The sequence below is a fragment of the Flavobacterium lindanitolerans genome (assembly GCF_002846575.1).
GTDB lineage: Bacteria > Bacteroidota > Bacteroidia > Flavobacteriales > Flavobacteriaceae > Flavobacterium > Flavobacterium lindanitolerans.
In genome coordinates this window covers 203,393-218,013 of sequence record NZ_PJND01000007.1, presented here as the reverse complement: position 1 = coordinate 218,013, position 14,621 = coordinate 203,393, and the positions used below count along the sequence as shown (strand labels likewise).

General features: G+C 37.7%; 13 protein-coding genes. 6 read left to right on the top strand and 7 right to left on the bottom strand.

Annotation, left to right across the window (positions count from 1 at the left end; all coding sequences use genetic code 11):
• The first annotated feature begins 49 nt into the window (after positions 1-49).
• The 4 genes from B0G92_RS01020 to B0G92_RS01005 all read left to right on the top strand — a co-directional run bounded on the left by B0G92_RS01020 (position 50) and on the right by B0G92_RS01005 (position 3,104).
• A complete protein-coding gene (locus B0G92_RS01020; RefSeq protein WP_101470777.1) occupies positions 50-1,177 on the top strand; it encodes an Mrp/NBP35 family ATP-binding protein in 1,128 nt (375 codons plus the stop codon).
• A gap of 78 nt (positions 1,178-1,255) precedes the next feature.
• Complete coding sequence (locus B0G92_RS01015; protein ID WP_056071984.1) at positions 1,256-1,495, top strand: NifU family protein; 240 nt, start codon at positions 1,256-1,258, stop codon at positions 1,493-1,495.
• A 205-nt stretch (positions 1,496-1,700) separates the two neighbouring features.
• On the top strand, positions 1,701-2,753 hold the full coding sequence (locus B0G92_RS01010; RefSeq protein ID WP_056071987.1) for an NAD(P)/FAD-dependent oxidoreductase: 1,053 nt from the start codon (positions 1,701-1,703) through the stop codon (positions 2,751-2,753).
• 24 nt (positions 2,754-2,777) lie between these two features.
• Positions 2,778-3,104, top strand: a complete 327-nt coding sequence (locus tag B0G92_RS01005) for a 2Fe-2S iron-sulfur cluster-binding family protein (RefSeq protein WP_056071990.1) — start codon at positions 2,778-2,780, stop codon at positions 3,102-3,104.
• A gap of 49 nt (positions 3,105-3,153) precedes the next feature.
• Here the strand turns inward: B0G92_RS01005 and B0G92_RS01000 are convergent, their stop codons facing one another.
• The 4 genes from B0G92_RS01000 to B0G92_RS00985 form a co-directional block, all read right to left on the bottom strand.
• Entirely contained in the window at positions 3,154-7,554 is a 4,401-nt protein-coding gene (locus B0G92_RS01000; protein WP_101470776.1) for a T9SS type A sorting domain-containing protein, read from the bottom strand.
• A gap of 146 nt (positions 7,555-7,700) precedes the next feature.
• Positions 7,701-9,083: a T9SS type A sorting domain-containing protein gene (locus B0G92_RS00995; RefSeq protein ID WP_101470775.1), complete on the bottom strand. Its 1,383-nt coding sequence runs from the start codon at positions 9,081-9,083 to the stop codon at positions 7,701-7,703.
• 206 nt (positions 9,084-9,289) lie between these two features.
• On the bottom strand, positions 9,290-10,072 hold the full coding sequence (locus B0G92_RS00990) for a DUF3050 domain-containing protein (RefSeq protein WP_056071996.1): 783 nt from the start codon (positions 10,070-10,072) through the stop codon (positions 9,290-9,292).
• A 76-nt stretch (positions 10,073-10,148) separates the two neighbouring features.
• Positions 10,149-11,327, bottom strand: a complete 1,179-nt coding sequence (locus B0G92_RS00985; RefSeq protein ID WP_101471990.1) for an acyl-CoA dehydrogenase family protein — start codon at positions 11,325-11,327, stop codon at positions 10,149-10,151.
• A gap of 338 nt (positions 11,328-11,665) precedes the next feature.
• Here B0G92_RS00985 and B0G92_RS00980 point away from each other — a divergent pair, with 338 nt between their 5' ends.
• The gene (locus B0G92_RS00980; RefSeq protein ID WP_056072002.1) at positions 11,666-11,866 is read left to right on the top strand and encodes a hypothetical protein; all 201 of its coding nucleotides are present in this window, start codon (positions 11,666-11,668) and stop codon (positions 11,864-11,866) included.
• An 84-nt stretch (positions 11,867-11,950) separates the two neighbouring features.
• Here B0G92_RS00980 and B0G92_RS00975 read toward each other — a convergent pair whose 3' ends face one another.
• The 3 genes from B0G92_RS00975 to B0G92_RS00965 are packed head-to-tail and all read right to left on the bottom strand — an operon-like array spanning position 11,951 to position 13,802.
• Positions 11,951-12,661 (bottom strand): tRNA1(Val) (adenine(37)-N6)-methyltransferase, encoded by a 711-nt coding sequence (locus B0G92_RS00975; RefSeq protein WP_245867654.1) that lies wholly within the window; start codon positions 12,659-12,661, stop codon positions 11,951-11,953.
• A 30-nt stretch (positions 12,662-12,691) separates the two neighbouring features.
• Positions 12,692-13,216, bottom strand: coding sequence for a ribosome maturation factor RimM (rimM, locus tag B0G92_RS00970; protein WP_101470774.1), 525 nt, complete (start codon positions 13,214-13,216; stop codon positions 12,692-12,694).
• Between the two features lie 13 nt (positions 13,217-13,229).
• Positions 13,230-13,802 (bottom strand): 30S ribosomal protein S16, encoded by a 573-nt coding sequence (locus B0G92_RS00965; RefSeq protein ID WP_101470773.1) that lies wholly within the window; start codon positions 13,800-13,802, stop codon positions 13,230-13,232.
• A gap of 229 nt (positions 13,803-14,031) precedes the next feature.
• Here B0G92_RS00965 and B0G92_RS00960 point away from each other — a divergent pair, with 229 nt between their 5' ends.
• Entirely contained in the window at positions 14,032-14,499 is a 468-nt protein-coding gene (locus tag B0G92_RS00960) for a DUF6252 domain-containing protein (RefSeq protein ID WP_056072015.1), read from the top strand.
• The last annotated feature ends 122 nt before the right edge of the window (positions 14,500-14,621 follow it).

The following is a 14,621-nucleotide window of genomic DNA, read 5'->3' as shown; positions in this document are numbered from 1 at the left end:
ATTTAAAATCAGTCTAATTTAAAGGCTTGAAAAAGAGAGCTATACAAAAATGAAAATAGATAGGAAAGAAGTTCTTAAAGCATTGGAAACTATTACCATTGCTGGAGAAGGTAAAAATATGGTAGAAAGCGGAGCGGTTCAGAATGTACTTACTTTTGGAGACGAAGTAGTAGTAGAACTTACACTTGCGACACCGGCACTACACATTAAAAAACGTGCAGAAGCTGATATCATCAAAACAATACATGAAAAGATTTCGTCAGAAGCTAAAGTAAAGGTCAACATAAAAGTTGAAACACCTGAAAAGCCTGAAATCAAAGGAAAATCTATTCCCGGAATCAAAAACATTATTGCCGTGGCTTCTGGTAAAGGAGGCGTTGGAAAATCAACGGTTACTGCAAACCTGGCCGTAACATTGGCAAAAATGGGCTTTAACGTAGGTGTGCTTGATGCAGATATTTATGGTCCGTCAATGCCTATTATGTTTGACGTAGAATCAGAAAAGCCAATTTCCGTTACCGTTGATGGAAAATCTAAAATGAAACCTATCGAAAGCTATGAAGTCAAAATTCTTTCAATCGGGTTTTTCACAGCACCAAGTCAGGCTGTAATCTGGAGAGGACCTATGGCGTCAAAAGCGTTGAACCAGATGATTTTTGATGCGGACTGGGGAGAATTGGATTTTATGCTAATCGATTTGCCACCAGGAACAGGTGACATTCACTTATCAATCGTTCAGTCATTGCCAATAACAGGAGCAGTTGTAGTGAGTACGCCACAAGCTGTTGCATTGGCTGATGCGAAAAAAGGAGTAGCCATGTTCCAATCCGATTCAATCAATGTTCCAGTTCTTGGAATTATTGAAAATATGGCCTATTTTACACCTGAAGAACTACCTGAAAATAAATATTATATCTTTGGAAAAGAAGGAGCCAAGAATCTTGCGCAAGATTTGGAAGTTCCGTTTTTAGGTGAAGTTCCAATCGTACAATCAATACGCGAAGCAGGAGATTACGGACGTCCGGCTGCCTTGCAAACGGCTTCTCCTTTGGAAAAAGTTTTTGAAGATATTGCCAGAAACGTAGTTCAGGAAACAGTATATAGAAATGAAAATCTGCCACCTTCTGAAGCCGTAAAAATTACGACAATGGCGGGATGCTCGGCAGTAAAAAAATAAGACATTTAGCAGGTTTTTGGATACGATTCCTAATTTGTCCGGAAACTAAAATCTAGTTTGTCCCAAAAAAACAAGATTATGACAACAGAAGAAATTAAATTAAACGTAGAGAAGGCATTGGATGAAATTCGTCCGTTTCTTGAGTCAGACGGAGGAAATATTTCACTCATTGAAATAGAAGATGACAAACATGTCAAGGTTCGTCTTGAAGGAGCCTGTGTTGGTTGCAGTGTGAACCAGATGACATTAAAGGCCGGCGTTGAAACTACTATAAAAAAATACGCTCCGCAGATTGAAACTGTGGTGAATGTAGCCTAAATATAAACTTTGTGTCAGGGAGTATTTTCAATATTCCCTGGCTTTTTATTGTAATCTCATTCAGATTGCAATACTGTCCTGCATTTTTAGGACAAATGTTTCCGGTAGCTACCAGGCCACGGTGACATGATATTTATCATACAAAATGACTCTTGGTTTCCTGAATTTTGTATCAGAAACTTAGAACCCTCAGAATTTTTAAAAAATGATTGAAACAGATATACTAATAATCGGTGCCGGACCCACAGGTCTGTTTACCGTTTTTGAAGCAGGACTGCTAAAACTAAAATGCCACATTATTGATGCCCTGCCTCAACCCGGCGGACAGTTGGCAGAACTTTATCCTAAAAAACCCATTTTCGATATTCCAGGCTATCCATCTGTATTGGCAGGTGATTTAGTTACTAACCTTATGGAGCAAATCAAACAGTTTCAACCCGGATTTACATTGAATGAAAAGGCGGAAACTATTCAAAAGCAGGAAGACGGAACTTTTATTGTAACTACAGATAAAGGAACGGCACATCATTGCAAAGCCGTTGCAATTGCCGGTGGTTTGGGAAGCTTCGAGCCTAGAAAACCTTTGATTGAAGATATTGAATTCTATGAAGATAAAGGAGTTGAATATTTTGTAAAAGACCCGGAGCTGTTCAGGGACAAAAGGATAGTAATTGCCGGCGGGGGAGATTCTGCCCTGGACTGGAGTATTTTTCTGGCCAATGTTGCTTCAGAAGTTACGCTTATCCATAGAAGAAATGAGTTCCGCGGGGCATTGGATTCTGTAGAAAAAGTACAGGAACTAAAACATGCGGGAAAAATCCGCTTGATAACTCCGGCTGAAGTTACCGGATTAAACGGGGCAGAACATCTGGAATCGATTGATATTGATGAAAACGGAGCGCACAGAAATATCAAAACAGACTATTTTATTCCGCTTTTTGGATTATCACCTAAATTAGGAGCGATAGCCAACTGGGGCCTTGAAATTGAAAAAAATGCGATTAAAGTAGATAACTCATTGGATTATCAAACCAATATTGAAGGAATTTACGCTATTGGCGATGTCAATACTTATCCTGGTAAATTAAAGCTGATTCTTTGCGGTTTCCATGAAGCTACGCTGATGTGCCAGAGTGTTTACAATAAATTAAATCCGGGTAAAAAATACGTACTGAAATATACGACTGTTTCTGGCGTAGACGGATTTGACGGAACAAGAAAAGAAGCTGAAAAGGCGGTCGTGAAATCGATAGATTAATCACGCGGCATTATCAAATACAAAATGGATGTTACTATCAAAATAACTGATCGGGAAGGGACTTTACACGAAGTCCAGGCTCCGACAGACATGAATATGAATATTATGGAACTGGTTCGTGCTTATGAACTGGCTCCGGAAGGAACCATTGGAGTTTGCGGAGGCATGGCTATGTGTGCTTCTTGCCAGTGTTATGTGCTTAATGATGTTGCCTTGCCTGAAATGGGTGATGATGAAGAAGCCATGCTTTCAGAAGCCTTTTTTGTCAAGTCCAACAGCCGTCTTGGCTGTCAGATTCATATCACGGAAGAATTGGACGGACTGGAAATAGAATTAGCTCCGGAATATTAAAATAAAAAAAGCCTTCGAAAGAAGGCTTTTTTATTATGGGTGAACCACATTAGTTCTTAACAAACTGTAGTGTTTTAGTTTCATTACCTTTTGTAAATCGAATCATGTAGATTCCGGTAGCGTAATTTGAAGTATCGATTTTTAAACTTTCTTCTGTAACGTTTTTGATTTGCTTGACTGCCTGTCCTAAACTATTATAGATTGTATAGCTGTCAGGAGTTTTAGAGCTGTCAGATACTCCAATGTTCAATATACCGTTAGTGGGGTTTGGATACAAGGTGATTTCATGTAAATGGGTAGTATATATCTTTTCAACAGTGTCTGTTTCGTTTTGCTTTACAACGTTTTGATTCATTGTTCTGCCAATGATATTAGTTACAAGGTCTATTCTTGTTATATTGTTTACTTCTATAGAATTATACGATTTAAAATATCCTCCGCAAACTATTTTTCCATCAGGTTGTATGGAAAGGGAATACAGTTTAGCACCAATTACTCTATTACCATCTACGGGACCAAACCCGCTGCCAGGATTGAATGTGAGGTCTAAAGATCCAGAACTATTTAGTCGAGCTATTCTTGGCTTAATTTGATTGTCAACAATGCTAAAGCCACCACCAATAATTATTTTTCCATCTGTTTGGATACCAATGGTCATTACTCCTATGCCTCCTGGCCTAATTCCTATACTGGAAGGAGAGAATGATGTATCTATGGAACCATTAGAATTTAGCTTTACGAGATAGGGTTTTAAATTGCCATTATAAGACCCAAAATCCCCACCAGCAATGATTTTTCCGTCAGGCAATGCTTTAACGGTGTGTATGCCTCCCCAATCAATACCAGTTCCCGGATTAAAAGTGGTGTCAATTGTTCCGTTTGAATTTAGTCGTATAATTCCGGATCTTTGGTCTGAACCATAGGAGGTAAAATATCCACCAACTATAATTTTTCCATCATTTTGTATTTCTATACATTCTACGGTATTTCCATCAGAGATAAAATTGGATACGAATGTATTATCCAATGTTCCATTTGCATTCAATCGGGCTAAATTGACCCTTGCTGTTCCGTTATAAGAAGTAAATAACCCTCCAATAATTATTTTTCCATCACTCTGTATGGCCATTGCTTTTATAGAGTTTAATCCAGGAGAGGGGTTGTTTATTCCGGTTCCTATAGTAAAACTGGTATCGATACTTCCGTCGTTATTTAATCGCACTAATCCGTTTCTTAAATTGCCATTATAATTAGTAAATTCTCCTCCAATTACTATTTTTCCATCTGTTTGGATAGCAGAGCAATATACAACATCATTAGCGCCTGTACCTACCTGAAAAGTAGTGTCAAGACTCATATTGGTATTTAATCGGGCAATTCTGTTAATTGGGATTCCATTATAAGAAGTGAAATTTCCTCCCATAATAATTTTATTGTCTGATTGTAGTTTTGTTGTAAAAACCACTTTATCGGTACCTTCACCTATACACGATGATGCTATATTCTGAGTTATAGTTTTAATACAGCCGGCGGAATTAGTTATTGTCAGAGTTATTGTGCCAGGCAAAGAAGTCCAGTTCACATTAAAATTGGAAAGATTGTTTGGACCCGTAAAAGTCCCGGTTCCTTGTGTTATTGACCATATTGCATTATCTCCTTCCTGAAGAGTTGTATAGTTATTTGTAACCGGAGATGTTGCAACGCACGCTTCTGTACTTCCTGAGATTTGTATTGGGTCATTCTGTATAGTTATGGTTGTCTGAGCGATAACTACATTGCTGCTGTTTTTTAACTTTACCGTATAAGTATATAAAGGTAGTGACCCTGCGCTAAAAACATGTGTAGGATTGGCTTCTGTAGAAGTATTATTACTTCCAGAAGCAGGATCTCCAAAATCCCAGCTAAAAGAGGTGCCACAAAAATCTGGGAAAAACTTATATGTATTACATGCTGTAATATAACTGCTTATTGAGGCTGGTGTTCCTGGATATACGGTTGCATGTTTGGCATCAATCATGTTTGGTAATCCGCCTCCTAAGCTGGCGTAGTTTCCTCCAGGGCGTAAAGGCCCATTGGTTGAAAAGTTACATGCATTCGGATTGCCAGAAGTGCTTCGGGTATTAGGAGAATGGATTACGGCAAGCTGTTTTGATGGGTATATATTCATGTATATTTTGCCATCTGGGCCTGATTGCATTGAGTGAAAGAATTTTTCTGAAGGTAGCCTGTAAACATCAATCTTAGTGTTGTTAATGTTTGGGCTGCTTAAATTATATTGATTTATTACCCTTTGGTAATCAATTATATATAGTAATTTTGAATCAGGGCTAAAAGCGGCGCCTACAACCGAGCTTCGCACAGTTATCTCCTTTTCATTGCTTATTGTTCCAGAAATTTTATTAAAATCATATATAAAGGATTTTGTGCTACCTCCATTTAGAAATAAAAATAGCTTATCACCATTAGGTGACGCTTCAATTGAGTTATAATCTAAATTATAAGGATTAATCTGGAACTGGCTCACGTATGTAAGCCCGCCATTGATTGGTGTATTGGTAAAGGAGTATACAACTAGAAAATATCCATTGTTTTTTTTAAGCCCTGTGATTATCCAATAATCATCACCAGAACATTTCTTTATTGCTGTAACGCCTTCACCGCCTATTAAAGCACCGTCAATTGGACTTGTTAGGAATCCTTGGTTTGAAGGTATAGTGACAGGTTGGCGAATAGGTCCCAAAGTTGCCAGGGCAGTAGAAGTGGCGTTTACGATATGATACCTAAAGCCCTGATCATTATATGAATTAGAATTGTTGGTAAAAATAGTATATTTTGAGGCAGAACCCGGATTTGGTAAACTGATTACAGAGTTTACCCTAGCTCCATTGCTGTCAGGAGCCATACTCTGTGTATTTAGTTGCTGATAGTTTGCATTCCAGACATAATCTTTTCCAGCATAGAAAAGCAGGTTGCCCGAATTGTCACTTTGTGTGGTTAAGGCATAAGAAGTTGGTGCAGTTTCAGGGAAAGACAAATCAAATGAAGGTGTGCCAGTATGGAATTTTAGCATATTACTCCAGCTTGTATACCAATTAGAGTCTGAATTAAGGATAGGAGAACAATTTTCAACAAAGATTTGAGCAGTAGAGCTAGTCGTTATACCATCGAAAATCCGGGTAACTGTCAGTGTTACAGTATATGGAGAATTTGCTGTTGAGCTGAAAGTATGGGTGGCTATCTGTGTATTGGCTGTATTTGAAGGAGACCCCGAATCACCAAAATTCCATGAATAACTTACTCCGGGAGCATTGACGGCGGTAAATGTTATTGCATTGGCACTGCCTATGCATGCCGTATAGCTGCTTGCTGTAAAATTTGCTGAGATAAGGCTTGGAGTACAAGTAACTCCTGAATTGATGAGATTTTCTGCGGTATACAATGAGTTCCTGTGAATGCTTAACATGGCAAACATTCTTTCTTTCTGACCTTGTGTAAACTCGTTCCTGCATATATCATTGGTGTAATCCATATGGTTGTTGATAAGGTCAGGTAGTTCTGTAGGGCTTTCTCCTAGACAACTATTAACAGTTACGGGACAGCCGGAATTAGGAACTGCTACTTGAGGAGTATCACATACACGATCACCACTTGTCTCACAAGTAGCAGGCGTGTTTCCACTACATCCATTTTCAAACGTATGATATAGCCCAAAATGATGACCTACTTCATGAACCAATACTTTTCCTTGATCATAGCCTGGAAGTAGGTTGCAGTTAGAACAAGTATTGGCATCACCAAAGGCATCATAACGAACTACAATCCCATCAATTCCCATTGGCATTCCTGGAAAAGTACCATAACCTAGAATATTTGAAGAAGTTCCATCAATACTTTTCACGACCCATATCCTTAAAAAAGTATCTGAGCTGATGCCGGAGTTAAATATCCCGCTAGTGGCATTCTCAAGTTGCATTTGCGAGGTAACAGTCATCGCATGATTAGAAAGAGTACTATTGCTTACATGTATTATACCGGGAGTGGTTTGTACAGCACCGGAAGGCATTGGGACTGATGATGAGGTAACTGTCTTAGTTGCAAGACAGAACTTCATTGCATAAGGGTTAAAATAATTGTTTAATGCCGAAATCTGACTCTGAACTTGGTCATCGGAGATATTTGTTGTTGAAGTGCCATCATGTACTACATATACTATTACAGGTATAGTAATTAACGATTGGCTACCACTTCTCTGAGAGATTTTGTCGGCTTTTACCTCACGCACCATTTTTTCATTCATCTCCATGACTTCCTGGAGTTGTGGATTTTTTTTTAATGTTTGGTTGATTAATTCATCAGTTCCACACTGATTGATTTTAATTTCTTTTTGTTGTTGTGCAAAACCGACATAGCTTAATAAAAAGCAGATAATGCCACAAATAAATTTATTCATTCTATAAGATTGTTAGTTTGTTGCGATAAAGCTAATAAATTATTATATTGAAAATATATTTTGTTAAAAATATTAAACATTTGAATTTTTAGCCATAAAAAAAGGCCTTCATTCGAAGGCCTTTTTTTATTTATGTGTGAACTGCATTAGTTCTTAACAAACTGTAGCGTTTTAGTTTCATTACCTTTTGTAAATCGAATCATATAGATTCCTGTAGCATAATTTGAAGTGTCTATTTTTAAGTTTTCTTCGTTAAAAGTTGTAGCATGTTTGATAGCCTGTCCCAGGCTATTATAGATTGTATAGCTGTCTGGAGTTTTAGAGCTGTCAGATACCGCAATGTTTAATATATCATTAGCAGGGTTTGGATATAGTTTTATTCCCTGTAATAATTCAAATGATGGATTGCTTAATGGTGGCTGGCAGACAGTTGAAGTGCCTAATGTATTTCTTCTAGGAGAATTTTGCAATACAGTCTTTATTCTAGCCTTTTGGTTTAGCGTAAAGATATTCATACAGGTGTCGTTTGAATAATCCATATAGTTTTCTGTCATATCTTTACCTGGGACCGCTGTACAAGTGTCATACTCTTGGGCACAGTCATAATGTGCTGCTCTGGCAGCAGGAGTGTCCGGACAAAAGTCGTTAGAACTGTCTATGGCGTCCATATCACAAGAGGAATTGTCTCCCCAAATATGTCTTAATCCTAAAAAGTGTCCAATTTCATGTGTTGTAGTCCTTCCTTTGTCTATGCCAGAAAAATAAGACCCTGAAACATAGTCGGATGATCCAAAAGCCCTCCAATCAATAATTACACCGTCAGTAAATTCAGTTTCAGTGCCATCCGGCCATAATCCTCCCAAACCTGAATCAAGCGGAAATTGTGCATATCCTAAAACTCCGTTTAAGTCTCCTCCAAATTGGCAAACCCATATGTTTAAGTATCTTGTAGGATCCCATATAGTTTGGGGTTTAAGTATTGACTCAACATTGGCTTCGCCCCATGTTGTAGTGCCCAAGTTAACGCGGTCAATTCCGTTGGTAGGATTTCCATTAGGGTTTACTTTTGCCAAACAAAATTCAACTTCAACATCAGCTCCCACAGGATTTGTATTGTATCCAGGTGTGTCCAGCATTCTTCTGAAATCCTGATTCAAAACTGTAATTTGGGAGTTGACTCTTGCATCAGAAATATTTCTTCCACTGCCTACAGATTGTCCGCTGTGAATAACGTGAACCACAACTGGAATTGTAATTACTGCATTTGTTCCTGCTGTACCTTTTCTGGCTAGTAAATCTGACTTTGTAGCAGCTACTTTTGGAGCAAGCCACTCTTCGAATTTTTCGGTTGTTGTTCTTTTTGGATTTTTTTCTTGAAGATACGATTCGTATTCTGAAGAGGCGCATCTGATTATTCCGGTAGTAGGATTAACACTTTGAACTTTTCTTCCAAAGACATGCGGTGCATCTTGTGCAAGGGCTGAAAAACTGATAAGGCCCAGGCACAAAAAATGTGTAATTTTTTTCATGGAAATATGAAAATTGGAAATTAATAATTATGTGATATTTTATTTTACTTATTTGAAAGAAAACAAGCGCGCTAAGTTATAAATATCTTGGAATTTTAAAGTTAAATTTTCGAAATAATCTAAAATAAATCTAAATAATCGATAAAAAACAGCTTGGGCTTTAAGATGTTGTAAGGATTTACTGTAAACAGATTGAGATTTTCAAATTAAGCTAATTCTGCTTTCATTGAAATTTGTTCTTCAATAGCATCCCAAAGGCCAATTCTTTTTTCCAATGCCTGAACAGATACTTCTTCTACTTCCTGCCATCTCAATTCGTCATTGTTGCATAGCTCTTCAATCATTTGCATCGCCATAGGACCATGCTCATCAGCATCAAGCTCAATGTGTCTTTCGAAATAATAAATCAGTTTCTGTAGGTCGGCATTTGGAAAGTTTTCCTGAAAATTCCTCAATATTTCTGTAAACATAGAAGGAATCAGGTCCTCTCTTCCAAAAGTAAAAGCGGCGGCAATCTCATGAGGCTTGCCTTCATCAATAACACGAAAAGTAAAGTCCAGGAAATTTTTGATTTTCGGATGCAGTTCGCTTTTTTTTATCGAAACAAAAATATTACGGGTTGTGATAACATTTTCTAAAAAACTCTGAATTTCCGAAATATTTGCACCGCAATCTTTCATCGCGTCAATATACATTTCGTAATGGCTCTGTCTTTTTCCATCCAGAGTTAAATCGGTTTCTTCGGCCAAAACAATTTCATTAATCAGGTAACGGATTTCTGGATTCCCAACAGGCAACCATGGTGTAGTTGTGGAGGTTAATTTAGACTGTAATGCTTTTAAAAGTGACATAAAATCCCAAACGGCATATACATGGCATTCCAGAAATCTTCGCAAGTCTTCCAGATTTTGTATCTTTTTATACAATGGATGGTTTAATAAAATGTCTTTTTGAGGCTGAATGCGGGCGTTAATAGTGTCAATATTCATGATGGAGGGATTTTTACAAATGTAAAAAAGCTTCCCGTTATAGAGAAGCTTTTTAAGATACTTTAATATTTGTTTACTATTTAAATGCAGGAATTCCGGTAATGTCCATTCCTGTAATTAATAAGTGAATATCATGGGTTCCTTCATAAGTAATAACAGATTCTAAATTCATCATGTGTCTCATAATTGAATACTCGCCTGTAATACCCATACCGCCCAGAATTTGTCTTGCTTCTCTGGCAATATTGATTGCCATGTCCACATTATTTCTTTTCGCCATAGAGATTTGTGCCGAAGTTGCTTTTCCTTCATTTCTCAAAACACCTAATCTCCAGGTTAATAATTGAGCTTTTGTTATTTCAGTAATCATTTCAGCCAGTTTCTTTTGCTGTAATTGAGTTCCTGCGATTGGCTTATCAAACTGGATTCTTTCTTTTGCATAGCGAAGAGCCGTATCATAACAGTCCATTGCAGCACCTATAGCACCCCATGCAATACCGTAACGTGCAGAATCGAGACATCCTAGTGGAGCTCCAAGACCAGATTTATTAGGCAGTAAATTTTCTTTAGGAACCTTTACATTGTCAAAAATCAATTCGCCTGTCGCAGAAGCACGAAGTGACCATTTGTTGTGTGTTTCAGGAGTTGTAAATCCTTCCATGCCTCTTTCCACAATTAAACCGTGTATTCTGCCGGATTCATCTTTCGCCCAAACTACTGCGATATCAGCAAAAGGAGCATTCGATATCCACATTTTAGCACCATTCAATAAATAATGGTCACCCTTGTCTTTGAAATTGGTAACCATTCCGCCCGGGTTTGAACCGAAATCAGGTTCCGTAAGACCGAAACATCCGATAAATTTACCGGAAGCCAGTTTTGGTAAATATTTCATTCTTTGCTCCTCATTTCCGTATTTCCAAATAGGATACATAACCAACGAAGATTGTACTGAAGCAGTAGAGCGAACACCGGAATCACCTCTTTCAATTTCCTGCATAATCAAGCCATACGAAATCTGGTCCAAGCCAGCACCACCGTATTCTTCTGGAATGTATGGGCCAAAAGCACCAATTTCTGCCAAACCATTAATGATTTGGTTCGGAAATTCTGCTTTTTGAGCATACTCTTCAATGATTGGAGATACTTCACGTTTTACCCATTCGCGGGCAGCGTCGCGTACCATTTTGTGTTCGTCAGACAATAATTCGTCTAAAAGGTAATAATCTGGAGCTTGGAAAAGATCGGGTCTCATTATTTTTATCATTTCGATAGCCGGGCTATCTGTTTTTACTGTTTTTTGTTTTATTCCGAAAACGTTTGCAAACTTACATAAAGAATTGCAACAAAACAATCAGCAAATGTTAGAAAGTGTTGCTGTAATTTTTAAGAAAGCTTCAGATAATTGCGTTTTTGATAAAAAATCTTAGATAAATTTAAAAGAATCCATCTCCGGTAAATTATTTTTCGGTAAATTTATCTTACAATTTGATTTTGAACATGCAGAGAATGAATATCTTAAGATAAAAGACATAAAGCCCAAATGTCTTTAAGTGATTGGGTCGATTTTCATAATTTTTAAACCTACAGATTATGTTAGAAAACATTTTGAAATTAGAAGGAGTTCACAAGTTAAGCAACGGTGAACAGAAAACCATTAAAGGTAACGGAGCAATCAGAGGAGGCGGTAATGATATTATCGCATGCGTTTGTCCGGGAACCGGAAATATAGTTGTTGGACACGCAGATAGCTGCGAGGTTTTGACAAAGCTCCTTTGCCCTCAGGATTCATAGCAAAGAAACAACAGTATACATTAGTCTATTACTTATTTTGAGTAATAGACTTTTTTATTTTTACCTGCTTTTCAAAAGAAGGGATTACATTTTTAAATAAAAATCTTTTGTAAGATGGATGTATTCCGGAGTGTAGTTGTGGCGGGAGATTTCAATAACCAATTCGTCAATTGGAAAATTTTCTACCTGATGCTTGCTAAAAGCCAACAGGCTTCTTTTGATTTCTGAAGTTGGGGTTCCTTTTACACGGGTAATTTTTACAGGAAATAAATCAAAATCCCTTACCAAGGCAATAAATTTTTCTTCTTCCTTATAAGGTAAGATAACGGCAAAAATTCCATTCTGGGAAAGTAAAAAACCGCCAGCTTGGGCTAAATCTTCAAAGGGAAGGGCATCGGCAAAACGTGCCAAATCACGCTGATCATTTCCTGAAGAATAATCTTCCGTATAAAATGGCGGATTTGAAACAATCAGGTCATATTCGTCCTCCGGTTCTTCCATAAATTCGTCCAATGCGGCATGAAAACAAAACAATCGGTCGGACCAGGGAGAATTTTCGAAATTCTCTACAGCCTGTTCATAAGCATCTTCATCGATTTCAAAGGCATCAATCTGCTCAGCATGGCTTCTTTGGGCAATCATCAGGGAAATGATTCCGGTGCCTGTTCCAATATCCAAAACATTAAATGGATTGTGTTCAATGGGAGCCCATGCGCCTAGTAATACACCGTCGGTTCCTATTTTCATGGCACAACGGTCTTGCTCTACTGAAAATTGTTTGAATTGGAAAGGCATTGTGAGGAGTTAAGATATAGACCGAAATGATTAGAGATACATTTCAATTAGTCCTTCCGGCAGGTCCATAATTACTTTTTTGTTATCGCGGTCGATTGAAACCAGGAAATGGTCAATCATCGGAATCAGAATTTCAGTATCGCCATTAAGAACTTCAAATAGCGGCTGGGCTGTTGAATCATTAATGGATTGTATTTTTCCAACTACACCTAAGCGTTTGTCTTCTATTTCAAAGCCAATCACTTCGTGGAAATAAAATTTGTTGCCTTCCAGTTTTGGCAACATTTCTAAAGGAAGATAAATCGCATTCCCGATAAGCTCATCGGCTGCATCTTCTGTATTGATGTCTTCAAAACGTACCCTAAGCAGGTCGTTTTTATGAAGTGAACTGTTTTCAATAAAAAAAGGAACCAGATGTTTGCCGCATTCGACAAACACTGATTCCAGATTTTCGTATAACTCAGGTTCGTCAGTGTCTAAATAAACAAGGACTTCACCTTTAAAACTGAATTTTTTTGCGATTTTACCTAAATAGAAACACTCTTCTTTACGCATTATCGCATCAAAATTAAGCTTGAGTTTCTTCGTTGTTTTCTTCTGCAGCAGGAGTTTCTTCAGTTGATGCTTCAACTTCAGTAACTTCTTCTTCAACAACAGCAGCTTCCTCTTCAGCTTTAGCAGCTTCAAGTTCAGCTTGCTTAGCAGCAGCGATACGATCCTCGTTTACTTTTTTCTCAGCAGCAAGAGCTTTAGCTTTTGCGTCTGCTTTAGAAGTAGAAAGGTTGTCTTTTTTCGCGTTTACTTTTCCAGCTTTTTCATCCAGCCATTTAGCTAGTTTCTCATCAGCTTGCTCTTGAGTTAAAGCTCCTTTACGAACTCCTCCGTCAAGGTGGTGCTTCAATAAAGCTCCTTTGTAAGAAAGGATAGCTCTCGCAGTGTCAGTTGGCTGAGCACCATTGTGCAACCATTTAACAGCACTATCAAGATTCAAATCGATAGTTGCAGGGTTAGTAGTTGGATTGTAAGTTCCGATTTTTTCAAGGAATTTACCATCTCTTTTTGAGCGTGCATCTGCCGCTACTACCCAGTAAAAAGGTTTTCCTTTTTTACCGTGTCTTTGTAATCTAATTTTTACAGACATAATCTAAATGATTAAATTGAGGTACACGACCTCTGTTAATTAAGGGTGCAAATATACAAAAGTTTGTAATACAAATTATTCCGTGTTTGAAATTTGTCGTTTTTTAAATTTTGAAATCCGGACGTTTTACGATTTTGATGTTATTTTTTTAATTTTCATTAGCATATATGCTATAAAAAACTATTTTTGTCGATGTAAAAATGATTATCCATATCTATCAATAATAAATATGAAAAAGATCTTATCGCTTTTAATGCTTGTGGCTGTTTTTATTTCTTGTGAAGACGATGCTACTTTCAATAATCCATCCGTTCAGGGTAAAAAAGACAATGTTCGATGGAGGGCTTCAAGTTCCTATGCTACGATTACAGGAGGAGTGTTGACCGTTTATGGAAATACACCATTTGAAACGCTAACTCTTACTACGGCATCTATTGCGCCGGGAACTTACACTTTGGGAGTAAACAGCGCAAACAAAGCGACCTATACTTATGAGGCAGACGGTGTTACTTCTGTATATGCTACAGGAACAGGAGTAGGAGATGGTCAAATCAAGATTGAACAAAGTCCGGAAGGAACCGTTACGGGAACTTTTTATTTTAATGCACCTTCAACAACGGCAGATCCTATTGGAGCGCCGGTAGTGAATTATCAGGAAGGTCATTTCTACAGAGTGCCAATCCAAACCGCACCATAAAAAATAATTTACAGAATATAAATCCTGGCCTCGGCCGGGATTTTTTGTTTTAAGTTTTTAGAAAAAGATTCATGGATAAGCACTATTGTCCAAACCCTAAAATAACGTATTTTTGTAATCTG

Bases quoted from the DNA above. Each gene is read 5' to 3' on its own strand.
- B0G92_RS01020 (WP_101470777.1), top strand. From the start codon at position 50: ATGAAAATAGATAGGAAAGAAGTTCTTAAAGCATTGGAAACTATTACC.
- B0G92_RS01015 (WP_056071984.1), top strand. From the start codon at position 1,256: ATGACAACAGAAGAAATTAAATTAAACGTAGAGAAGGCATTGGATGAA.
- B0G92_RS01010 (WP_056071987.1), top strand. From the start codon at position 1,701: ATGATTGAAACAGATATACTAATAATCGGTGCCGGACCCACAGGTCTG.
- B0G92_RS01005 (WP_056071990.1), top strand. From the start codon at position 2,778: ATGGATGTTACTATCAAAATAACTGATCGGGAAGGGACTTTACACGAA.
- B0G92_RS01000 (WP_101470776.1), bottom strand. From the start codon at position 7,554: ATGAATAAATTTATTTGTGGCATTATCTGCTTTTTATTAAGCTATGTC.
- B0G92_RS00995 (WP_101470775.1), bottom strand. From the start codon at position 9,083: ATGAAAAAAATTACACATTTTTTGTGCCTGGGCCTTATCAGTTTTTCA.
- B0G92_RS00990 (WP_056071996.1), bottom strand. From the start codon at position 10,072: ATGAATATTGACACTATTAACGCCCGCATTCAGCCTCAAAAAGACATT.
- B0G92_RS00985 (WP_101471990.1), bottom strand. From the start codon at position 11,327: ATGAGACCCGATCTTTTCCAAGCTCCAGATTATTACCTTTTAGACGAA.
- B0G92_RS00980 (WP_056072002.1), top strand. From the start codon at position 11,666: ATGTTAGAAAACATTTTGAAATTAGAAGGAGTTCACAAGTTAAGCAAC.
- B0G92_RS00975 (WP_245867654.1), bottom strand. From the start codon at position 12,661: ATGCCTTTCCAATTCAAACAATTTTCAGTAGAGCAAGACCGTTGTGCC.
- rimM (WP_101470774.1), bottom strand. From the start codon at position 13,216: ATGCGTAAAGAAGAGTGTTTCTATTTAGGTAAAATCGCAAAAAAATTC.
- B0G92_RS00965 (WP_101470773.1), bottom strand. From the start codon at position 13,802: ATGTCTGTAAAAATTAGATTACAAAGACACGGTAAAAAAGGAAAACCT.
- B0G92_RS00960 (WP_056072015.1), top strand. From the start codon at position 14,032: ATGAAAAAGATCTTATCGCTTTTAATGCTTGTGGCTGTTTTTATTTCT.